General features: G+C 40.7%; 22 protein-coding genes, 1 pseudogene and 1 other annotated feature. Of the genes and pseudogenes, 16 read left to right on the top strand and 7 right to left on the bottom strand.

Going from position 1 to position 21,558, the window contains the following annotated elements; all coding sequences use genetic code 11:
• Positions 1-28 precede the first annotated feature (28 nt).
• The 3 genes from rlmC to C6H66_RS10630 all read right to left on the bottom strand — a co-directional run bounded on the left by rlmC (position 29) and on the right by C6H66_RS10630 (position 2,123).
• Positions 29-1,162 (bottom strand): 23S rRNA (uracil(747)-C(5))-methyltransferase RlmC, encoded by a 1,134-nt coding sequence (rlmC, locus tag C6H66_RS10640; RefSeq protein WP_105395581.1) that lies wholly within the window; start codon positions 1,160-1,162, stop codon positions 29-31.
• A gap of 24 nt (positions 1,163-1,186) precedes the next feature.
• Positions 1,187-1,699 carry a type III secretion system chaperone family protein gene (locus C6H66_RS10635; RefSeq protein WP_046395495.1) on the bottom strand — a complete coding sequence of 171 codons (513 nt, stop codon included), beginning with the start codon at positions 1,697-1,699 and terminating at the stop codon, positions 1,187-1,189.
• 91 nt (positions 1,700-1,790) lie between these two features.
• Positions 1,791-2,123, bottom strand: coding sequence for a YbjC family protein (locus tag C6H66_RS10630; RefSeq protein WP_236548213.1), 333 nt, complete (start codon positions 2,121-2,123; stop codon positions 1,791-1,793).
• A gap of 159 nt (positions 2,124-2,282) precedes the next feature.
• On the opposite strand from C6H66_RS10630, the gene C6H66_RS10625 reads away from it, so the two are divergent.
• The 3 genes from C6H66_RS10625 (at position 2,283) to C6H66_RS10615 (ending at position 5,887) form a co-directional block, all read left to right on the top strand.
• Entirely contained in the window at positions 2,283-2,543 is a 261-nt protein-coding gene (locus C6H66_RS10625) for a GrxA family glutaredoxin (RefSeq protein ID WP_105395580.1), read from the top strand.
• A gap of 527 nt (positions 2,544-3,070) precedes the next feature.
• Positions 3,071-3,679, top strand: a complete 609-nt coding sequence (gene ybjG, locus C6H66_RS10620; RefSeq protein ID WP_105395593.1) for an undecaprenyl-diphosphate phosphatase — start codon at positions 3,071-3,073, stop codon at positions 3,677-3,679.
• A gap of 909 nt (positions 3,680-4,588) precedes the next feature.
• Positions 4,589-5,887, top strand: a complete 1,299-nt coding sequence (locus C6H66_RS10615) for an HAAAP family serine/threonine permease (protein ID WP_105395579.1) — start codon at positions 4,589-4,591, stop codon at positions 5,885-5,887.
• 76 nt (positions 5,888-5,963) lie between these two features.
• Here the strand turns inward: C6H66_RS10615 and C6H66_RS10610 are convergent, their stop codons facing one another.
• A complete protein-coding gene (locus C6H66_RS10610) occupies positions 5,964-6,788 on the bottom strand; it encodes a hypothetical protein (RefSeq protein ID WP_046395499.1) in 825 nt (274 codons plus the stop codon).
• An 892-nt stretch (positions 6,789-7,680) separates the two neighbouring features.
• Between C6H66_RS10610 and C6H66_RS10605 the strand changes: the two genes are divergently transcribed.
• From C6H66_RS10605 to C6H66_RS10595, 3 genes are all read left to right on the top strand, one after another.
• Positions 7,681-7,995 carry a hypothetical protein gene (locus C6H66_RS10605; protein WP_036780034.1) on the top strand — a complete coding sequence of 105 codons (315 nt, stop codon included), beginning with the start codon at positions 7,681-7,683 and terminating at the stop codon, positions 7,993-7,995.
• A 1,023-nt stretch (positions 7,996-9,018) separates the two neighbouring features.
• Positions 9,019-9,357 (top strand): hypothetical protein, encoded by a 339-nt coding sequence (locus C6H66_RS10600; RefSeq protein ID WP_046395500.1) that lies wholly within the window; start codon positions 9,019-9,021, stop codon positions 9,355-9,357.
• A gap of 559 nt (positions 9,358-9,916) precedes the next feature.
• The gene (locus C6H66_RS10595) at positions 9,917-10,771 is read left to right on the top strand and encodes a hypothetical protein (RefSeq protein ID WP_105395578.1); all 855 of its coding nucleotides are present in this window, start codon (positions 9,917-9,919) and stop codon (positions 10,769-10,771) included.
• Between the two features lie 91 nt (positions 10,772-10,862).
• Here the strand turns inward: C6H66_RS10595 and C6H66_RS10590 are convergent, their stop codons facing one another.
• Entirely contained in the window at positions 10,863-12,068 is a 1,206-nt protein-coding gene (locus C6H66_RS10590; protein WP_181150184.1) for a serine hydrolase, read from the bottom strand.
• 180 nt (positions 12,069-12,248) lie between these two features.
• Here C6H66_RS10590 and C6H66_RS10585 point away from each other — a divergent pair.
• A pseudogene (locus C6H66_RS10585) lies at positions 12,249-12,870 on the top strand (glutathione S-transferase family protein).
• Between the two features lie 6 nt (positions 12,871-12,876).
• Here C6H66_RS10585 and C6H66_RS10580 read toward each other — a convergent pair.
• Positions 12,877-13,704 carry an SDR family oxidoreductase gene (locus C6H66_RS10580; RefSeq protein WP_105395576.1) on the bottom strand — a complete coding sequence of 276 codons (828 nt, stop codon included), beginning with the start codon at positions 13,702-13,704 and terminating at the stop codon, positions 12,877-12,879.
• A gap of 284 nt (positions 13,705-13,988) precedes the next feature.
• Between C6H66_RS10580 and hisL the strand changes: the two genes are divergently transcribed.
• From hisL to hisIE, 9 genes are all read left to right on the top strand, one after another.
• Entirely contained in the window at positions 13,989-14,036 is a 48-nt protein-coding gene (gene hisL, locus C6H66_RS27615; protein ID WP_109791964.1) for a his operon leader peptide, read from the top strand.
• Positions 14,012-14,135, top strand: a sequence feature (His leader region). It overlaps the preceding gene by 25 nt.
• 26 nt (positions 14,136-14,161) lie before the next feature.
• Positions 14,162-15,061 carry an ATP phosphoribosyltransferase gene (hisG, locus tag C6H66_RS10575; protein ID WP_046395504.1) on the top strand — a complete coding sequence of 300 codons (900 nt, stop codon included), beginning with the start codon at positions 14,162-14,164 and terminating at the stop codon, positions 15,059-15,061.
• Between the two features lie 6 nt (positions 15,062-15,067).
• Positions 15,068-16,384, top strand: a complete 1,317-nt coding sequence (hisD, locus tag C6H66_RS10570) for a histidinol dehydrogenase (protein WP_105395575.1) — start codon at positions 15,068-15,070, stop codon at positions 16,382-16,384.
• 2 nt (positions 16,385-16,386) lie between these two features.
• Complete coding sequence (gene hisC, locus C6H66_RS10565) at positions 16,387-17,490, top strand: histidinol-phosphate transaminase (protein ID WP_105395574.1); 1,104 nt, start codon at positions 16,387-16,389, stop codon at positions 17,488-17,490.
• Entirely contained in the window at positions 17,490-18,557 is a 1,068-nt protein-coding gene (gene hisB / locus C6H66_RS10560) for a bifunctional histidinol-phosphatase/imidazoleglycerol-phosphate dehydratase HisB (protein ID WP_105395573.1), read from the top strand. The genes hisC and hisB overlap by 1 nt, the downstream gene beginning before the upstream one ends.
• Positions 18,557-19,162, top strand: coding sequence for an imidazole glycerol phosphate synthase subunit HisH (gene hisH, locus C6H66_RS10555; protein WP_105395572.1), 606 nt, complete (start codon positions 18,557-18,559; stop codon positions 19,160-19,162). Before hisB ends, hisH begins: the two co-directional genes overlap by 1 nt.
• A gap of 5 nt (positions 19,163-19,167) precedes the next feature.
• Positions 19,168-19,905: a 1-(5-phosphoribosyl)-5-[(5-phosphoribosylamino)methylideneamino]imidazole-4-carboxamide isomerase gene (gene hisA / locus C6H66_RS10550; RefSeq protein ID WP_105395571.1), complete on the top strand. Its 738-nt coding sequence runs from the start codon at positions 19,168-19,170 to the stop codon at positions 19,903-19,905.
• Positions 19,887-20,663: an imidazole glycerol phosphate synthase subunit HisF gene (gene hisF, locus C6H66_RS10545; protein WP_105395570.1), complete on the top strand. Its 777-nt coding sequence runs from the start codon at positions 19,887-19,889 to the stop codon at positions 20,661-20,663. The genes hisA and hisF overlap by 19 nt, the downstream gene beginning before the upstream one ends.
• On the top strand, positions 20,657-21,262 hold the full coding sequence (gene hisIE, locus C6H66_RS10540) for a bifunctional phosphoribosyl-AMP cyclohydrolase/phosphoribosyl-ATP diphosphatase HisIE (RefSeq protein ID WP_105395569.1): 606 nt from the start codon (positions 20,657-20,659) through the stop codon (positions 21,260-21,262). Before hisF ends, hisIE begins: the two co-directional genes overlap by 7 nt.
• Positions 21,263-21,356: 94 nt before the next feature.
• On the opposite strand, the gene C6H66_RS25920 is transcribed toward hisIE, so the two are convergent.
• Positions 21,357-21,558 (bottom strand): hypothetical protein (locus C6H66_RS25920; protein WP_181150183.1); only part of this gene is annotated, 202 nt, incomplete at its 5' end.

Genomic DNA, 21,558 nt, shown 5'->3' with positions numbered 1-21,558 from the left:
CCCCATTCCCCACATATTCTTTGATTATTTAATCGCGATTTAATTTCAATAACGTTAAAACTTCGTAATGCTCGGTATGGGGGAACATATCAAACAACTGTGTCTTTTCTACACGATAGTTGGCTAGTGCCGCAATATCTTTCGCCATTGTCTGAGCGTTACAGCTTGAGTAAAGAATATAATCCGGCGCCATTTTACTGAGATAATCGCACAACGCTTTACCAATTCCCCGACGAGGTGGGTTTACCAAAACCAATTGCGGAATTTGCTCTTTCACCACGGCGAAATTTGTCGAGTCCAAAGCTTGAAACTCGATATTTTCCAAACCCAGTATTTTTGCCGAATCACGGGCGCAATCAATGGCTTCGGGGCTGATTTCGATTCCGGTTAAACAGGTGTTTTTATCTGCGCAATGCAGACCAAAACCGCCAACACCACAAAATAGATCCCACATGCTACTGATTTTCAATTCACGAACCCAACGCCCTGCTGTTGCATACAATTCAGAAGCCATTTTCGGGTTAGTCTGGAAAAAGCTATGGGGACGGATGTAAAGAGGAATGCCATTGAACTGTTCCTTAAGCGCTTTTTGCTCAGTAAATAGGAGCTCTTTTTCTCCCTCTAAGATCGCCATATGGATCGGCTGAATATTAGCAGAGATCACCGTAAGCTGCGGCAATTGCTCACGCAACCGAGGTAAGGCACGCTCCAATTGAGCAATCTTCGTTTCAGAACGCAGTACAAAACGCAACATCATTTCACCGCTATGACGGCTTTCTGTCAGCAACAAATATTTTAGTTCACCCCGCTTACGAGCAACGTTATACGGCGTCAACCCGGCATAAGCAATGAACGATTTAACAACATCGAATACAGGCTGAAAATGCGCTGGATAGAGGGGACAATTACACAGATCAACCGCCGTGCCATCACGATGCAATATACCTAGTAATGGGCGTTCTACACTGCCACTGACGACCATTTTGGCTTTGTTACGAAAGGAGTCTGATTGGCTGGCGATTGGAGGCAACCATTGATTCACAAGGGCTTGAGATAATAACTGTTTTAGATTCTGCTGTTTATCTTCTAACTGCTGAGAATAGGGTTTTTCAAGCCACTGACAAGAGTGACAATGCCCCGCAGAATAATGCGTACATTGCATTGTAGGATAACCGTGTTGGAAATATTAGTGCAAAGTAAAAGTCGGCGCTTTAGCAGAAGCTTGTGCTTCTTCTTCCTCTTCAATGTCACCCTCAATTTCGATATCACGATTAATATACAGCAAGTTATTACTGTGAATTTCAAAAATCACACCTGCAATCTGCTCTTCGCTTTGTTGCAAGAAATGAGAAAACTGGGAAAAAGTCAGCCCGGCTGAAATAAGGAAAGATTGACACACCACCAATTTCGGTAAATTTTCATCCTGAATATCAAGAAAAGCTTTGATTGTCAGGGAACTGGCATTAATCTGGCTTAGATTAGCCATCAGAGGAATAATGGCGGTTGGTTTAACTTCTGCCAATGCAGAAAACAAGATTACATTGTCTAACAAATCAATTTTAGCATCAAATAAACCATCAATATTCTGCATATGAGGTAGATGCAGCGCTTGGCATGAATCGCACTCAAAGTAAGAAATTTTGAGCTGATCCAACCACTCACGCAATACCGATAAGTCAGGAATGACAAGTGAACTCATCTAACAACCCCATACAACGGAAAATGAAAAAGCGCTATAGCTTACGAAATAATTCTTTATCGCGCTATCACCAATAACTGATAAATTATTTTTATCTACCGTTATCACTACCTTCTGCCTTATTTTTACTCTCTTTTTTATGATCAATTCCCAGAAAAGAGAGACCACACACTGCACGCCAAATGATATTAACCGCAGCGGGGACCAAACAACCCACGCCGGTGAAAATCATAACAACATGTGCTTCTGGCGTCATTAGTAAATCTGTTAAGACGACAATATCATTAATAGTCAAATATGCCAGGAGCAAGCAGCCAATGCCGACAATTTCTAGCAGGATAACCTGTTTTGGCATATCTGCCAATGAACTCATACTGCCTTGACGACTTTTCATCACATCCTCTTTAACAATCTGATGCTGCATTATACTACCGGAAACTCTGTTACCAAAATTGGTATGTTGAATTAAAACAAAAGGCAATTTCTACTTTTTTTTACAGATCTATACAGGCATAGTAGCGATCAAATAAGCATGAACAACACATCAAACCGCATTATTTTAATATAACCAAGAGGAGTTTATATGTTTACTGTGATTTTCGGTCATCCTGGCTGCCCATACTGTGTCCGCGCGAAAGAGCTGGTGGAACGACTAAAAGAGCAACGTGATGACTTTAACTTCCGTTATGTTGATATTCACGCAGAAGGTATTACTAAAGCCGATCTAGAAAAAACAGTTGGCAAACCCGTAAAAACTGTGCCACAGATTTTCGTTGACGAGCAACATATTGGCGGCTACACAAACTTCGAAGCATACGTGAAGGAACACCAACTGCTACAATAATCGGACTTCCCGCTCTGCTTTGTTGTGGTAAAAATCGCCGTTGATTATTAGCCGTAGTGGACTCGGTTGATTTGTGCAAAAAATGTTATTTTCATCAAACTGAAAAAAAATCTGATTTTTTTTCTTATCACGAAGAACTTTCTTGCCAAGTCGTAGTCTGAGTTAATGCCACTGCTTTTCTTTGATATCCCAATATTGAGGAACCCGATAGTCATCCATTTTGGTTTAAGACTATCGGGTTTTTTTATCGCTTGAAGAACATGCCTCTCATAAACATATAACCGATTCTACAGATGCTCAAACTATCAACCACTTGTACTATTACTTCAATAATCCAGAGGTTATCACCACATATATCAATAAGTTACTTAGTTTTTGTCATGATAACCGCCAGATGTTTCCTTGACGGAAATATAAACCAAACATAAATAACACCAACAATTACGCTTTACTCACAAGTCGGCCAACTTTACTCTCTTGCGTCCGACTATCGTGATGTACATAAGTGACTATATGTGAGGCCCGATTTGTTAGAACAAATAAATCATGATCTGTTTACTTTTTTCAATGCTACACCTGAATCATCACCAGCCATGATTGCAATAGCGGTGTTCATTGCAAAATATCTGGTTCTTATTTTTCCTCTAACATTGGTTAGTTTCTGGTGCTGGGGTTCAGAGCGTACTCTCCCTTATCATCGGGTTATCGTCAGTAAAACCACCATTGCCTTCTGTTTTGCCATGCTAACCTCATACTGTATCGGTTTACTCTGCCCTCACGACCGCCCTTTCGCAGAAGGTTTTGGTTATAACTTTCTGCCTCACGCACCAACAACCTCATTCCCAAGTCACCACGGAACAGCTGTCTTCACTTTCGCTTTATCCTTTCTATTCTGGTATAGAATTTGGCCAGGCTTATGTATGATGGCAATTGCACTGGCTATCGCATGGGCCAGAATCTATTTAGGCGTTCATTGGCCGATGGATATGGTCGGGGCATTTATCGTCAGCCTAATGGGATGCGCTTTTGCGCAAATAATATGGAGCCTGTCTGGTGAAAGTTTACAAAAAAGATTGAACAGCCTGTACCAACGTTGCTGCGCTTTTCCTATCCGTAAAGGCTGGATAAAAAGCTAGTAACATAAATGCAACTTAGTGACTTGGGATAAACAAACCCTATTCCAATCAAGGTCTTTTTATTAGAAATCATTGGCTAAACTTTACATGCCAAAATGAACATGAGTTAACCAGCGGGGTAATATTCTGTACCCTATTTTAACATTTATTTGCGCTTAAATTCAGTCCAACGATTTTCATATAAATCAATAAATCTGTATAAATCACTATGTAAATAGATATATAACGAAGGAGATTATTAAAACTTGATCAAAGGATAGCGAGTACATCTTTCATGCATATTATTGATGCCATTAATCCATTATCCTAGTTTTATATATATCTTTCACAAAAATACAAACATGACATCAGAGATAGCTATTTTTAAAATTCGGTAACAAATTGATATTTATCAATTTATTAACCATACCTTCTATTTGCCATTTTTATTCATTAATATATAAACAAATGGATGGAGAATAACAAAAACATAAGATAATAATGAGAGTTGAGTAATAGGAAAATTGAGGTTATAATTTGACCTCGTTAAAATTCGCAATATTTAGGCAACAATTACACTAAATCTCGCAACATGATGACTTTTCGAGATATATTCCGCATTTGAGACTATGATCACGGTACTATTCACTAAAAATCGCTATCTTGCCGCTATCAAAAGTCTGGTCTTAAAATTTCCAGACTTTCTTTCAAAAAAGAAAGTAAAGCGAAAATTTTGGCTTGTTAATTCAAAGTCCAATTTTCGACCAAGATGTTAATGTGGTAATAAAAACGTTTAAATAAACACCAAAGATATTTAAAGAATTTATTTTTTATAAAGAAAGAGTTAGGCCACATGTATTTGCATTTATTGCATACTTGCGGCATTGTAATTTCGTTTTTTAATTTACCGCGTTATTCTCGGAGATAACTATGGATATGACTCAAACAGGTACAATCGCATCGCAGGCGACCAGCCCAAGCGATTATAAAACCTGGCGTAAATCAGATACAGTATGGATGCTTGGCTTATACGGCACCGCGATTGGCGCCGGTGTATTATTCTTACCTATCAACGCTGGTATTGGCGGCCTGCTGCCTCTTCTGGTGATGGCACTACTGGCTTTCCCAATGACTTTTTTCGCCCATCGCGGGATGTGTCGTTTCGTTCTATCGGGTAAAAACCCAGGTGAAGATATTACCGAAGTCGTAGAAGAGCACTTTGGCAACCTGGCAGGTAAACTTATCACCCTGCTCTACTTCTTCGCTATCTACCCGATTCTGTTGGTTTACAGCGTTGCTATTACCAACACCGTAGACAGCTTTATTGTTCACCAATTACATTTGCCATCACCTCCTCGCGCCCTGCTGGCTCTGATCCTAATTATTGGTATAATGACCATCGTTCGTTTCGGTGAACAGGCTATTGTTAAGGCGATGAGTGTGCTGGTATTCCCATTTGTTGCTGTTTTGATGCTGCTGGCGTTCTATCTGATCCCTAACTGGAACACCGCAATCTTTGAAAATATCAGCGTCTCTGCATCAGGTGCAAGTCATGGGCTGCTTATTACGCTATGGTTGGCAATCCCGGTAATGGTATTCTCCTTCAACCACTCGCCAATTATCTCGGCGTTTGCCGTGGCAAAACGTGAAGAGTACGGTGAGAATGCTGAGAAAAAATGCTCCCGCATTTTGGCTTACGCCCATATCATGATGGTTGTCACCGTGATGTTCTTCGTATTTAGTTGCGTATTGAGCCTGTCTCCAGAAAATCTAGCGGAAGCCAAAGCACAAAATATTTCTATCCTCTCTTATCTGGCTAACCACTTTAATACACCAGTGATTGCCTACATTGCTCCATTTATTGCATTCATCGCCATTACCAAATCTTTCCTTGGTCATTATCTGGGAGCGCGTGAAGGTTTTAATGGTATGGTTGTTAAGACATTGCGTGACCAAGGCAAAACTATTGAGCCTAAAAAGCTGAATCGTATCACGTCAATTTTCATGTTAGTCACGACTTGGATTGTTGCGACTCTGAACCCAAGTATTTTGGAAATGATCGAAAGATTGGGCGGTCCTGTTATCGCAATGCTGCTGTTCATTATGCCAATGTATGCAATCCGCAAAGTGCCTGCAATGCGCAAATATGGCGGCAAGCTAAGTAACCTATTTGTCATCTTTATGGGATTGGTGGCTATTTCCGCAGTCCTCTATTCACTGTTTGCATAGATAAACATGACTTGGTTGCTGTTCTCTTTAAACGAACAGCAACCGAATAATGACATGAACTAACCGGTGGAAAAATTTAAGCTTCCCTCCACTTCACCCAATCCCCTTGCTGTTCATCATATTGCCACAGATCGTCCTCGTTAAAATATCCACGTTCATCTATTGGCGCCCCCTGCTCCTCTTCTTCGTCCCATTGTTGCCGCAACTTATCTGTCAGGATATAAGGCGTCTTGGTCGCAATCTCCCCGGTAAAAGGAAACCTATAGCCTGTCTCTTCCAGACGGATAAACCTGGCATCGGTAGGAATATTAGAGATAACTACAGCCTCGGTTGCTGAAGGGAAGAGAATATAGCCGTTAATCAGAGGGAAATATCGTGGTAAACCCGGTTTATATGGTGGTGGAATGACATCAACCGCGTTCCACATAAGAAGATAATCTAACCCCTCATCGTTATTCGGCCCCATTGGATAACCTTGGTAAAAATAACGATTATGAACGGAATAATTTTCCGTCAATACAGCTGCAATATAAAAATAGTAACTAATCAGATCGATTTCTTCTGTTCTGAACGTACCAAATATTGAATGTAAAGGAAATATTCCCATGCCACCAAGGAGACCAAGAACCTCATACTGTTCATCATGACCATATTGATCAATATATTTCCCGGTCTTGATTTTTGACACTTGCATATCGGTCAAAATACTATCGTGTCCATTACTTGGGTTGAATCTATATCGACCATAAAGAAAGTGCAGACTATCCTCATAAATGTAAGTAAATTGCTCCTGATTAAGCATACGGAGAGGATTAGGTTTATCCGTCCATCGCTTGTCAGCACCTAAATTATTGCGATTTCCAAAACGGATAGAAAGCGCCAACGGATCAAGATATGACATATAACCACCTTTTCATCATAGAACAATGAGCCTATACGCCCATTAGAAAACGATAATTATTTTTCCAACAACGGTTCAACACTATATTGTCATGTCAGTTTATCACTGCCTCCCCATAATTATCTTAAATGTATTAATGCTAAAGCACTAAATGCCTGTATTAACTCTCTATCCAAAATAAGCAATCTACATCTATATTCAATAGAATAATGAATTCTAATTATTCTATTTCTAATAACATTCTTCTATTGATAAATAGAAAATTACCCCAAAAAAATTTAGTCTTAATATTGAAATAGTTATTTGCATGGCTATTTTATTTACTATTGAGTTTTTTATAGAATAGACCAATACTTCATAAAGAAAAGTTTTTTTTTATAAAAAACACACACAACATCTCATTTACATTAATATTTATATAAATTTCAAACAAATAAATTAACCATATTTATTTACAACAATCAAAAATATAATTTAAATTTTTAATTACCAAGCTAATCATTCAAAATAAATAAATTACCAATAACATTTTAATTTAATCTAATTATATGAAACATAGAAAATCCCAATTATTTTATATTTCTCCCGTTGACAATTTATTTTCTATTTTTAGCAATATAACTCTATTTATCAATTAATTACATTATTTTTTCAAATTTATTTGACAACCTATAAATGGCACCTATAGTTATATGTGTTAGAGAAAATGTTATATGCCAATTAAAAATGTTAACTGTCCTATATTTTTAGTGCGAAAAAAATTTCTTATGTAGATTGCTTTTATAGTAGAAGTACCAACCACCTTATATTTCTCAAACAAACGGTTTTCCGTTAATTATTCAGAGACAATATAAGTCATTTATTAATTAATTTATATTTTGGAGTTTATATTATGATTAACGACATGCATCCTTCTTTAATCAAAGACAAAGATATGGTAGACGACGTAATGTTACGTAGCTGTAAAGTCATTGCAATGAAAGTTATGCCAGACAAAGTTATGCAAGTCATGGTGACTGTATTAATGCTTGATGGCACATCTGAAGAAATGCTTTTAAAATGGAATCTGCTAGATAATAGAGGCATGGCGATTTATAAAGTCCTAATGGAAGCACTTTGCGCGAAGAAAGATGTGAAAATAGGAACCGTAGGAAAAGTTGGTCCTCTCGGTTGCGATTATATTAATTGCGTAGAAATCTCTATGTAAAATAATCGCCTGTGAAATGCTTGAGCCAAATAATAGATTCCTAATAGAAACGCAATCTGATTGAAGCGGTTTCATTAATCGCAACATACAGTACTTTTGTGATAGGAGTTTGGCACAACATTTCTGTGGTATAATGAAGCTGACTTTTACAACAGCACATTTTACCCTATTTGAGGCAGAGCGTAATATTAACGCTCTGCCTGCCTGGTTGTATTTAATATAAAAATATAAATGCATAAAAATAATATAAAATAAAACTCCAAAAAATTATAATTAATTAACCAGTTATCTATTTCAAACAGACAACATCAATATATTATTATAAAAATTTAATTTCGTTCGAAAACATTTCTTATAAAAACCACCTTTAGGATAGAACACAGCCCCTACTCAATCTTAAAAAAACAAGGCATAACAATATCCCATTATTGTACACTGTGAACAATTAACAACATATGTAATTACATCAATAACATTCGCAATATATAATTATTAATAAAATATCATATGCCCAGGCACTATTAACATTAAAATAGATTCAAATTAATTAATTTCAAAAATTGTAGTTATATATATCCATGCGAAATATTATAGGATAATAATAATTTCATAATGTTTTATCTGAATATTAACTAGAAAACAGAAATTTAAACCATTCACTACATACTGACTGTTCGTTTCAATGCCTACAGCTTATTTCTTACCCACACTCTATTATAAGAACATCCTGCATAAATAATGCCTATTGGAACAGATTATTAATTTTTCCATTTCAACGGCACGAAATAAATATCAATATTATTTTTTGATTAGAGTGATACCTTTGATTATTATAACCATTTAGAGGAAATATATTATTGGCAACATTTTAACAGCATCAATAATTATATAACACAGATAAACTTTTAGTATAGATTACAATTACCAATTATCTTATATTTCTTCGGCGGACAAATTACTGTTCTGCACATTTTGGTAAAAAAATTCTATTTTTCAATTACATTAAATTAAAAGGTTAACACGATGAACTATGCAAATCCTTCTTCTAATGAAGCGGTAACAGAAAATAAACCTGAAAACACTTCTCCAACTCCTAATTACTATTTCGCTGTTGGTACAGTAACTTCAGTTCAGGCTGCACCTGATCAAAACCAATTACAAGTGACTGTAACTATGCAATTCCCTAACGGCAAATTTAACTATCTGTTATGGTGGAATGCGCAGGACTACAGAGGTGCTGCACTGTATCATCTTCTTCTGAACGCTTGCAGTAATAACAAACGTGTAAATATAACTTCTTCATCAGCGGTTTCTCCTGGTGGTTACAATTATATCTACAACGCAACATTGTTGGCTTCTTAATATAAAGTCATAAATTGCTAAATAGCTGCACCTAATTCCTTATTGCTACAATAGAAATTGAGTGTAGTATTTCTCTGGTAGAACAAAGCTGATGTTGAGTAAAAGCTAACAGTATTTTCTACCAGAGATTCCCTTCTCCAGGCAGGTCCTTAATCACAAGGTTCTGCCTGTTCTCACAACACCGTTTTGAATTCACGATAATTAATAAATAATATCTTATTTCAATAATGCTATTTCGGTGTCATTAATCTATATTCAATGAATTTAAAAATCATTTCAAATAAACAATAATAGACCTAAAATTAACCCTAATAAATTTATTGATCATATATTTAACACACCCAATAACAACATATTAAAACAATTATATTAAATCTATTTCTGAACATGGATATTTTAATTTTCTACAAATTAATTTCCTATCTAATATTACCTATAGAATAATAAAAACCCAATCAAAACCCATTTTCTTGACAAATATCAATAATGCTTACTACTATTTTTAATGCTTGAATATCTATTTTTCTCTCACTCATTTCTCTTCATAATAGGTGATAAAATGTCAGAAGAAAGCCAACGTATTAAAAAGCCATCCTCAGGTTATGCAACAGATTATTTCTACGATGGAGCATGGCATAGAGCCGTCAAATTTGTTGAGGGCAGTGTTGAATTTTTTGATGTTTATGATGTTATCTTTGAGGGGATTACTTACCAATCTCCACCGATCTTAGTTTCTGAGAATCTCATTGTTGTTCCCATAGCAAAAGATGAAGTTGCCTGGAACAGTAAAATAGAAATATACGGTGCTATTGGCACTGGAGAAAGTGAAAAGATTTTTTCTGACGGTGATGCTGTCCGGCCTTTTGCTGGTGAACTTGATGTTTCAAATCATCAGGAACCTCTTGTTATTTTCGGCGGAGGCAATGTTAGTCGTTTTCCCAACTACACAGCCAATGTCAATGGGGTTGAATATGGTGGTTTGATTATAGATCCAGAAAAAAATTCAATATCCTTATTGCGCCCCATTGAAGATGGAAAACTGATGGTATTTGGTAAAACTGAAACTGGCAAAAATGTCATTGTCTTTGAAATAGAAACTGAAGGTGAAAATAAACCGCTTAATGGATGGGTAGAGTTTCATGACGTAGCAACCTGTATTCTATTCAGAAGTGGCGATTTAACAGGATTCGCTAATAGCTATGAACTCCGATATGAAGGAACATCAACCCGCAATTATCGAGGTTTATCACCTACACATATTCGCTACGAAAATATTGGTCATCATGTTAAAACTGAGGTTGAATTATGGGCTTACTGGCAAGATAAACCTGATGGTGTCTTGTTATTCAAAGGCCGGCACAACGGATCTGCTGTAAAAAACAACAAACGTTGCTCTCTGGATGAAAAAAAATAAGTGTAAAACGTGCGCGGCAAAATGCCGCGCCCTAAGCAAGGAAGAATATAACTCCATCCAACCCGCCGCATAAACCACACATTGACGTCAATCAACCAAAAAGCGCCTTAAACCAACCACTCACCTTCATCACAATCAAATCCCAAATGCGACTAAAAAAGCCACCTTCCTCCACCGCCTCTTTAACTACCAAAGGACGTTGTTCAATCACCTTATCCCCTAATTGGAAATTAATCACACCGACAAACTGATTTTTCGCCAAAGGCGCTGTCAATGGCGTCTGATTTAACGTGTAACTGGCTTTCAGGTTTTTTAGCTGCCCACGAGGAATGGTGATTGCCGCATCTTTTTCCACGCCAAGAGCAACATCTGAACGATCTCCATACCAAACCTTTTCTGAAACAAACGGTTCGTTAGCTTTAATGGGCGTCACTGTTTCATAAAAACGGAGTCCCCATGCAAGTAATTTTTCACTTTCGGCGAAACGAACCCGATCACTTGGCGCACCTAGCACAACAGAAATCAACCGCATAGGTCCTTCTGTCGCTGAAGCAACCAGGTTATAACCAGCGCCGCTGGTATATCCTGTTTTCACACCATCAACATTCATATTCTTATTCGACAACAATCGGTTACGGTTAGGCTGTTGGATTTTATTAAAGGTGAATGTTTTCTCTTTATGCAGGGCATACTCATCAGGCACATCACGGATCATAGCCTGACTCAATATCGCCATATCACGCGCAGTGCTGAATTGGCCCTCAGCATCCAATCCATGAACCGTGCGAAAATGGGTGTTAGTCAACCCAAGTGCTTTTGCATAATTATTCATCAGACTAACAAATACATCCTGACTACCCGCCACATAATCAGCTAAAGCAATGCTGGCATCATTGCCAGACTGAATGACAACGCCGCGATTCAAATCGATCACTTTTACCCTATCACCGGGTTTAAGAAACATGAGAGAAGAACCTTTCAATATGGGATTACCCGTCGCCCAAGCATCCTTTCCCACAGTAACGATATCTTCCGGCGTGATTTTTCCCGCTTTTATCGCCTGACCGACAACATAACTGGTCATAATTTTTGTCAGACTGGCTGGATCGAGCCGCTCATCAGGATTACCCGCCGCCAGGATTTTACCGCTGTCATAATCCATTAACACATAAGCTCTAGCGTCCACTGGTGGAACGACAGGTTCATCCGATGCATAAACACTGGCACCTACCATTGATGCTACTGTCAGCACCGCAATAACACATTTCATCGTCATCGCCAAACTTTTCTTCATCATCGTTCCCCTTTATTTAATAAGAAAAAATGTCAAATTCTTATTAATATAAAATGTTGTACGATAAGAAACCAACATAAACAGTGTAAAGATTGTGCTGATCATTGGTTTTCATGTAATCCAATAAAGCATATTGGTAGCAAATAACCGACTTTATTATTATTCTAATTCAAGGAGAAGCCCATGCTGACCATTTGGGGCCGTAAAAACTCTTCCAATGTAAAAAAAAGTGCTCTGGTGTCTGAAAGAACTCGATGTGCCGTATAATCAGGTAGATATTGGTGGTAAATTTGGCAAACTGGACGACCCGCAATATCTGAAAATGAATCCGAATGGGCAAATCCCCTGTTTGCAAGAAGATAATTTTGTCCTGTGGGAATCTAATGCAATCGTTCGTTATCTTGCAGCGAAATTTGGCAAAGATGTGCTTTATCCGCAAGATTTACAGGAAAGAGCTAATGCCGATAAATGGATGGATTGGGTTGGTTCACATCTGTTTCCTCATATCAAACAACTCGTGATAGGTTTTATTCGCACACCTGAAGCAGAGCGGGATCAAAAACAAATAGAACAAACCCTGACTGAAATCGAAAAACTGATGAAAGTGCTCAATAACACCCTGGCAGCACAGAAATATCTTTCTGGTGATAAATTTGGCATGGCTGATATTGCATTAGGCCCCATGATTTATCCTTGGCTTAACATCCCAATCAAACGTCCATCTCTGCCAAATATTGAACGCTGGTATCAATTAATGGCAGAAAGACCAGCGTTCAAAGAAATTGTCATGATTGAGTTAAGTTGAGAAAAATCAGCTCATTGGCATCCATCTAGGATCGGGATATTGATACTTAAATCCTAACTCCTGGCAAATACGGCTGCCATCAACAATTCTGCTGCGCACCTGAGTTTCTTCTCTGGAAAACTCAGGTGGAACTAAATCAAGCTGATTACTGGCCTTAGGGTAAAATTCAGCTTTGGTTGGGTGAACAGGCGCACATAAATTATAAATATGCCCACCATTACTCCTCTGAATTAATAAGTTAATGGCTGAAATCACATCATCCTGATGAACTAAATTGACCGGCTGATTCCCCCCTTTAACGTCCTTTTTGCCCGCCAGAAAACGCCCGGCATGACGATCACTGCCTACCAAACCGGCTAAACGTAAAATATCAACGGAAATATTTGGTAGTTTGTGCAACCAATTCTCTAATTCAACCAATGCCTGAGCGGAAGGCGTTTCAGGGCAAAAAGGCGCATCTTCATTGAGATTGCCAGCAACAAAACCATAAACAGAGGTAGAACTGGTGAAAATAATCCTTGGCACGGAGTATGAAAGAGCGGTATCGACAATTAACTGAACTGCCTTAACATAGTTATAACTGCCCCCCGCCGTGTGGCTTGCCGGTAAAGTGATGATCATCACATCGGCTACCATCAGTTGCTCTAAATCATCAAGCGCACAATTGATCTGAGGTTCCAGTTGTAACAAATAACATTCGATACCAGACATACGTGCTGCCTCTACACCATCTGGCGTCGTTTTACTGCCAACAACTTGCATACCACTGCGACTCAATGCCTTGGCTAATGGCATCCCCAACCACCCCAGACCGATAATGGAAACTTTTTTCATCACCACTCCTTATATGCCTGATATTATTTTGATTATGCAAATAATTCGAACATTAAGCCACTGTTATTATTGGTACTGTATCTCTCTCATAGAGAGCAATATTTCGAGTAAAAACAAAACACTATTACAATATAAATTTATTGTTAAAAAAATAGATTGCTTTTAGGCCATCAAATCGTATAGGTTGAATGGCAAGCAAAAAATTTAACCTCTGCTGGTCAATGAATAAAAACAACTGGCAGCAAACAGTCACCAATAGCAATAATAAATAAAGAGAAACCATTATGATCCGCATTCAATTTAGCCATTACCACCATCATCATCCTGATTAGTCTTTCAGGCGGTTGTGTGCTGGAAGACGTTTAGCGGGTCTTCCGGTGGCATGAATGCGATGAAAACCCTCGGAAGAATCCTTCCGGGGGTTTTTTTATGTTTACAATTTTAAGTGGGGATAAAAATGTTAGATAAATCACGTTTACGTATCGCAATGCAGAAATCAGGCCGATTAAGCGAAGATTCACGAGAATTACTGGCTCGCTGTGGTATTAAAATTAATCTGCAACAACAGCGCCTAATTGCATTCGCAGAGAATATGCCAATTGATATCTTGCGAGTACGTGATGACGATATTCCAGGGCTGGTTATGGATGGCGTTGTCGATCTGGGTATTATCGGTGAAAACGTGCTGGAAGAAGAGCTATTAAACCGTCGCGCTCAAGGAGAAGATCCACGTTATTTCACTTTACGTCGTCTTGATTTCGGCACCTGTCGCCTCTCATTAGCCGCACCTCTAGACTACAATTATACTGGCGTCGAATGTTTACAAAATGCCCGTATCGCAACCTCTTATCCTCATCTGTTAAAACGTTATCTCGATCAGAAAAAAGTCCACTTTAAATCCTGTCTGCTAAATGGCTCAGTTGAAGTTGCCCCGCGCGCCGGGTTAGCAGACGCTATCTGCGATCTGGTTTCAACTGGCGCAACACTGGAAGCGAATGGCCTGCGGGAAGTAGAAATTATCTACCGTTCCAAAGCTTGTCTTATTCAACGTGATGGTGAAATGCCCGCTGATAAACAGCAACTGATTGAAAAACTGTTGACTCGCATTCAAGGGGTGATTCAGGCCCGTGAATCCAAATACATCATGTTGCACGCACCAAGTGCAAAGCTGGAAGAAGTGATTGCTCTGCTACCAGGGGCAGAACGACCAACGATTCTACCGCTGGCGGGGGATCAGAACCGCGTTGCCATGCACATGGTAAGCAGTGAAACACTGTTTTGGGAAACGATGGAGAAGCTTAAATCCCTTGGCGCCAGCTCCATTTTAGTATTACCAATTGAAAAGATGATGGAGTAAACGAAAATGACTAGCCGTTTCGATACCCTGATCCATTGGCAGGAATGCCATGATGAACAGCAAAGCGCTTTACTGACACGCCCTGCTATTTCAGCTTCCGAAGAAATCTCCCGTACAGTGGAACAAATTCTGCATGCGGTAAAAGAATATGGCGATCACACTCTGCGTGAATTCAGCCGCCGTTTCGACAAAATGGTTATTGAAAATATCCGTATTTCGCCGGAAGAGATCGCCGCCGCGGAAAACAGCCTGAATGACGACATTAAACAGGCAATGCAACGGGCAATGAATAATATCCGCGTCTTCCACGAAGCGCAAAAACCTATAAAGATCGAAGTAGAAACCCAACCTGGGGTCTATTGTCAACAAGTAACACGACCTATTGATTCTGTCGGGCTTTATATCCCCGGCGGATCTGCACCATTACTTTCTACCGTTTTGATGCTCGGAACACCTGCTCAAATAGCGGGTTGCCATAGAGTTGTACTTTGTTCCCCACCACCGATTGCCAATGAAATTCTCTATGCGGCCACACTGTGTGGAATTACGGAAATATTCCAGATTGGTGGCGCTCAAGCCATTGCCGCTATGGCATTTGGAACAGAATCCGTACCCAAAGTAGATAAGATTTTTGGTCCAGGTAACGCTTATGTTACCGAAGCCAAAAGACAAGTTAGTCAGCGCGTAGATGGTGCCGCCATTGATATGCCTGCTGGCCCATCGGAACTGCTTATTATCGCCGATGCGGGGGCAAACCCCGTTTTTGCGGCTGCCGATTTACTCTCACAAGCAGAACATGGCCCTGACTCACAAGTGATATTGGTTACACCTGATGAAACGTTAGCCAGGAAAGTGATAGCGGAAATCGAAAAACAGCTTACCCTGCTTCCTCGCAACCAGATTGCCGCCAAAGCACTAGCGCACAGCCGGATTATTGTGACAAAAAGCCTGCAACAGTGCGTAGAAATCAGCAACCGCTATGGCCCAGAGCACCTGATTATCCAAACCCGTCAGCCAGAACAACTGATTGAAAAAATCACTAGCGCCGGTTCCATTTTCCTCGGTGACTGGTCGCCGGAATCTGCGGGAGATTATGCATCAGGAACCAATCACGTATTACCAACTTATGGCTACACCTCAACCTATTCCAGCCTTGGTCTGGCAGATTTCCTAAAGCGCATGACAATTCAACAACTGACGCCACAAGGACTACTGAACCTATCTCAGACCATTGAAACACTGGCGCAAGCAGAACAATTGACTGCCCATAAAAACGCCGTCACTTTACGTGTAGCTGCACTGAATATTGCAGATAAGGAGTGAATATGAATAACATTTTTGATGCCAATCTGTTGGCACGAGAAAATATCCGCAAATTAACACCTTATATGTCTGCCCGTCGCCTTGGCGGCAAGGGTGATGTTTGGTTGAATGCCAACGAGTACCCACTAGCGCCTGATTTCCAATGCACTGAGCAAACATTAAACCGTTATCCTGACTGCCAGCCAGCCTCGGTTATCCGTCGTTATGCCGCTTATGTCGGATTACAACCTGAGCAAGTGCTAGCCTGTCGGGGTGCTGATGAATCCATTGAACTTCTCATCCGCGTATTTTGTGAACCCGGACAAGACGCGGTTCTGTTTTGCCCTCCGACTTATGGTATGTACAGTGTCAGCGCTGAAACTTTTGGTGTCGAACAAAAGAAAATTGCCGCACTGGAAAATTGGCAACTGGATATCGAAGCGATCGAAAATAACCTTGACCGGGTAAAATTGATCTATATCTGTAGCCCTAATAATCCAACAGGAAACTCAATTAATCCTGGTTCATTGCGTAAAATTCTGGAACTGACCGCCAATCGTGCAATTGTCACTATCGATGAAGCATATATTGAATTTTGCCCGGAAAATAGTATCGCAAGCTGGCTAAAAAACTATCCAAATTTAGTCATTTTGCGAACCCTCTCGAAAGCTTTTGCTTTAGCCGGTCTGCGCTGTGGATTTACTCTCGCATCTGTGGATATCATCACTCTGTTGTTAAAAGTGATTGCACCTTACCCGCTTTCTACTCCCGTTGCGGATATTGCAGCACAAGCACTGACAGCAAAAGGCATCGCCGTTATGCAAAAACGCGTCATTGAGACCAGGAAGAACCGCGATTATTTGCAACAAGCCTTGAATAAATTGGCTATCGTTGAAAAGGTATTTCCCAGTGAAACCAATTACATATTGGTGAAATTCTATGACGCAGAAACTGTTTTCAAAACATTATGGCATCAAGGCATTATCCTGCGCGACCAGCGCAAACAGCCTGGTTTAGAGGGTTGCCTGCGGATCACTATCGGCAGCCGTAAAGAGTGTGAGCGAGTGGTTGAAGCCATCAGCGCCCTTTCCACTATAAATGAACAACCAAAGGAGACAACAAACTGATGAACCAGAAACTCCTTTTTATTGATCGGGATGGTACGCTGATCACTGAACCACCAACAGACTTTCAGGTTGACCGTCTGGATAAACTGGCACTGGAAACCGAGGTTATTCCTGCGCTACTTGCCCTGCAAAAATCGGGGTTCAGGCTAATTATGATCACCAATCAGGATGGTCTTGGCACAGACAGTTTTCCATTAGAACAGTTTGAACCGCCACATAACCTGATGATGCAGATTTTCAGTTCTCAAGGCATCCATTTTGATGAAGTTTTAATCTGCCCTCACAAACCAGAAGAGAACTGTCATTGCCGTAAGCCAAAAATCAAACTCGTAGAAAAATATCTGGCAGAAAGCTTGATGGATACCGCTAACAGCTATGTGATTGGCGACCGGGAAACCGATCTGCAACTGGCAAAAAATATGGGCATTCAGGGATTACGTTATCATCCGAAAAACTTTGGCTGGTCCGCCATTAGTGAACAACTGACCCGTAAAGATCGCCACGCTCATATTCAACGTGTCACGAAAGAGACATCCATCAATATTGACATTTGGCTTGATCATGAAGGCGGCAGCAATATCAATACCGGTGTCGGATTCTTTGACCATATGTTGGATCAGATTGCTACCCACGGTGGTTTCCGCATGCATGTTCAGGTTAAAGGCGATCTCTGTATTGATGATCACCATACCGTTGAGGATACCGGTCTGGCATTGGGGGAAGCATTGAAGCTGGCTTTGGGAGATAAACGAGGCATCTGCCGCTTTGGTTTTGTGTTGCCAATGGATGAATGCCTTGCCCGCTGTGTTCTCGATATCTCCGGTCGCCCTCATCTGGAATATAAAGCTGAATTCAAACACCAGCGGGTAGGTGATCTGAGTACTGAAATGATTGAGCACTTCTTTCGTTCACTCTCTTATGCAATGGCCTGTACGCTGCATCTGAAAACGAAAGGCAGCAACGATCATCACCGAGCAGAAAGCCTGTTTAAAGCCTTTGGCCGCACACTACGTCAGGCGATTCGGATAGAAGGCGATACATTGCCTAGTTCCAAAGGGGTTCTGTGATGAAAATCGTCATTCTCAATACTGGCTGCGCCAACTTGTCATCGGTAGCTTATGCCATCCGAAAATTAGGCTATCAACCTGAAATCAGCCAAGAAGCAGCGACGATCCTGGCAGCAGATAAATTACTTTTGCCTGGCGTCGGCACTGCCAGCGCCGCAATGGATCAATTAACACAACGGGAGCTTATACCGTTAATTAAAGTACTTAGCCAACCTGTGTTAGGTATTTGCCTTGGCATGCAGCTATTCGCTGCCACCAGCGAAGAAAGCGATAATGTTGCAGGAGATAATGTCACCCTACTCGAAATTATTGATTCCCCCGTCCAAAAAATGGCTACTCATGGGCTTCCATTGCCACATATGGGCTGGAATCAAGTTTTGCCAAAAGCGGGACACCCGTTATTCCGTGGTATTGCAGACAATACCTATTTTTATTTTGTCCATAGCTACGCGATCCCAGTGAATACTTACACCATTGCGCAAACCGAATATGGCAACACTTTCAGCAGTGCAATCACTAAAGATAATTTCTTTGGCGTACAGTTTCACCCTGAACGTTCCGGTGCAGCCGGAGCCAGACTATTAAAGAATTTTCTGGAGATGTAAGCACAATGATTATACCGGCATTAGATTTGATTGATGGCAAAGTAGTACGGTTACATCAGGGGGACTATGCTCAACAACGGGATTATAAGCACGATCCTCTGTCTCATTTTCAACAATATGAACAACAGGGAGCAAAACTGCTCCATCTGGTCGATCTAACCGGTGCTAAAGATCCATCCGCCCGCCAGATCCCTTTACTGCGCAAATTACTTGCAGCGGTTTCTATACCTGTTCAAGTTGGCGGCGGCATCCGTACAGAAGAAGATGTGAAAACATTACTTGATGCAGGTGCCAACCGGATCGTGATTGGCTCTATCGCCATAAAACAACCGGCACTAGTTACCCAATGGTTTAAACGTTATGGTGCGGAAAATATTGTACTGGCGCTGGATGTCCGTATCAATGATACAGGCATGAAACAGGTTGCCATCAATGGCTGGCGGGAGAATTCTGCTATCACTCTGGAACAAGTTATTGAACAATATCTGCCTTGTGGGTTGAAATATGTACTGTGTACCGATATTTCTCGCGATGGCACGCTAACTGGCTCGAATGTCGACTTATATCGGGCAATTTGCCAATACTATCCACAAATCGCGTTTCAGGCTTCGGGTGGCATCGGCACATTAAATGATATCGCTTCTCTGCCTGCCAGCGGTGTAGCCGGGGTTATTATTGGTCGTGCATTACTTGATGAGAAATTTACCCTGACGGAGGCAATTCAATGCTGGCAAAACGCATAATTCCTTGTCTTGATGTTCGTGATGGACAAGTGGTTAAAGGTGTTCAATTTCGCAATCACGAAACTATCGGCGATATTGTGCCACTCGCTCAACGTTATGCGGAGGAAGGGGCAGATGAACTGGTTTTCTACGATATCACCGCCTCATCTGATGGACGGGTAGTTGATAAAAGTTGGGTCGCCAAAGTTGCGGAAGTGATCGATATTCCTTTTTGCGTTGCCGGTGGGATTAAAACCGTCGAAGACGCAGGGCAAATCCTCTCATTTGGGGCAGATAAAATCTCCATCAACTCCCCTGCCCTGGCCGATCCAACCTTAATTACCCGTTTAGCCGATCGTTATGGCGTTCAATGCATCGTCGTAGGGATTGATACCTGGTTTGATGAAAAAACCGGCGGCTATCAAGTTTATCAGTTTACCGGTGACGAAAAACGCACAAAGGCTACTCAATGGCAAACCCTCGATTGGGTAAAAGAAGCGCAACGCCGTGGTGCAGGTGAAATCGTACTCAATATGATGAACCAGGATGGTGTTCGCAATGGCTATGATCTGGCTCAACTAAAACAGGTGCGCGAGGTTTGTCATGTCCCTCTTATTGCCTCTGGCGGCGCAGGCGCGCCAAAACACTTTCTTGATGCCTTTAAACAGGCAAATGTCGATGGAGCACTAGCAGCATCTGTATTTCATAAACACATTATTAATATTGGTGAATTAAAACAGTACCTTTCACAACAAGGCGTGGAGATAAGAACTTGCTGACCGCACAACAAATCGAAAAACTGGATTGGGAAAAAGTCGCTTATATGATGCCGGTTATTGTGCAACATGCTATATCCGGCGATGTCCTAATGATGGGTTACATGAATAAAGAAGCACTGAATACCACTATCAGTTCAGGCAAAATCACTTTCTTTTCCCGCAGTAAACAACGTCTATGGACCAAAGGTGAAAGCTCCGGCCATTTTCTTAATTTAGTCAATATCTATCCTGATTGTGACAATGATGCTCTGTTGGCACTTGCAGACCCAATCGGCCCTACCTGCCACTTTGGTACATGCAGTTGCTTTGCTCCGGCACAAACTGAATGGGGATTTCTTTATCAGCTTGAAAAATTGCTGGCAAGTCGCAAAACAGCCGACCCTGACCACTCATACACCGCAAAATTATATGCCAGCGGTACGAAACGAATCGCTCAGAAAGTGGGTGAAGAAGGAGTAGAAACTGCTTTGGCAGCGGTAGTTAATAACAGAGAAGAGCTAACGAATGAAGCAGCAGATCTGATGTATCACCTAATGGTTCTACTACAGGATCAAGAGCTGGACCTTAGCTGTGTTATTCGTCGATTACGGGAAAGATAAGACAGAGGACAGAGGATAGGTTAATTTCAGGTTTTTATCCCGTCAATACGGGGTCCAGTGGAAGAACCCCCGAAAATGACGAGTACGGGATCACTTATCTGTTATCGTGCCAGAAATGTTGTTTCACGTGTGCCTCCAGCATCAACGATATGGCGTCAACATCAAGTTCCCCGTTACTTTTCCTGAAGTTGTAGCGACCAGTAAGCAGCATGTGGCTCCAGGCTATTGGTGATATTCGGGTAAACTCATTAATAATCTCCTGAGATACACCACTGGCTACCATTCGTTCATATACC

It is taken from the genome of Photorhabdus hindustanensis (assembly GCF_002968995.1).
GTDB lineage: Bacteria > Pseudomonadota > Gammaproteobacteria > Enterobacterales > Enterobacteriaceae > Photorhabdus > Photorhabdus akhurstii.
This window is presented reverse-complemented; position numbering and strand designations above follow the sequence as displayed.

Bases quoted from the DNA above. Each gene is read 5' to 3' on its own strand.
- rlmC (WP_105395581.1), bottom strand. From the start codon at position 1,162: ATGCAATGTACGCATTATTCTGCGGGGCATTGTCACTCTTGTCAGTGG.
- C6H66_RS10635 (WP_046395495.1), bottom strand. From the start codon at position 1,699: ATGAGTTCACTTGTCATTCCTGACTTATCGGTATTGCGTGAGTGGTTG.
- C6H66_RS10630 (WP_236548213.1), bottom strand. From the start codon at position 2,123: ATGCAGCATCAGATTGTTAAAGAGGATGTGATGAAAAGTCGTCAAGGC.
- C6H66_RS10625 (WP_105395580.1), top strand. From the start codon at position 2,283: ATGTTTACTGTGATTTTCGGTCATCCTGGCTGCCCATACTGTGTCCGC.
- C6H66_RS10615 (WP_105395579.1), top strand. From the start codon at position 4,589: ATGGATATGACTCAAACAGGTACAATCGCATCGCAGGCGACCAGCCCA.
- C6H66_RS10610 (WP_046395499.1), bottom strand. From the start codon at position 6,788: ATGTCATATCTTGATCCGTTGGCGCTTTCTATCCGTTTTGGAAATCGC.
- C6H66_RS10605 (WP_036780034.1), top strand. From the start codon at position 7,681: ATGATTAACGACATGCATCCTTCTTTAATCAAAGACAAAGATATGGTA.
- C6H66_RS10600 (WP_046395500.1), top strand. From the start codon at position 9,019: ATGAACTATGCAAATCCTTCTTCTAATGAAGCGGTAACAGAAAATAAA.
- C6H66_RS10595 (WP_105395578.1), top strand. From the start codon at position 9,917: ATGTCAGAAGAAAGCCAACGTATTAAAAAGCCATCCTCAGGTTATGCA.
- C6H66_RS10590 (WP_181150184.1), bottom strand. From the start codon at position 12,068: ATGATGAAGAAAAGTTTGGCGATGACGATGAAATGTGTTATTGCGGTG.
- C6H66_RS10580 (WP_105395576.1), bottom strand. From the start codon at position 13,704: ATGAAAAAAGTTTCCATTATCGGTCTGGGGTGGTTGGGGATGCCATTA.
- hisG (WP_046395504.1), top strand. From the start codon at position 14,162: ATGTTAGATAAATCACGTTTACGTATCGCAATGCAGAAATCAGGCCGA.
- hisD (WP_105395575.1), top strand. From the start codon at position 15,068: ATGACTAGCCGTTTCGATACCCTGATCCATTGGCAGGAATGCCATGAT.
- hisC (WP_105395574.1), top strand. From the start codon at position 16,387: ATGAATAACATTTTTGATGCCAATCTGTTGGCACGAGAAAATATCCGC.
- hisB (WP_105395573.1), top strand. From the start codon at position 17,490: ATGAACCAGAAACTCCTTTTTATTGATCGGGATGGTACGCTGATCACT.
- hisH (WP_105395572.1), top strand. From the start codon at position 18,557: ATGAAAATCGTCATTCTCAATACTGGCTGCGCCAACTTGTCATCGGTA.
- hisA (WP_105395571.1), top strand. From the start codon at position 19,168: ATGATTATACCGGCATTAGATTTGATTGATGGCAAAGTAGTACGGTTA.
- hisF (WP_105395570.1), top strand. From the start codon at position 19,887: ATGCTGGCAAAACGCATAATTCCTTGTCTTGATGTTCGTGATGGACAA.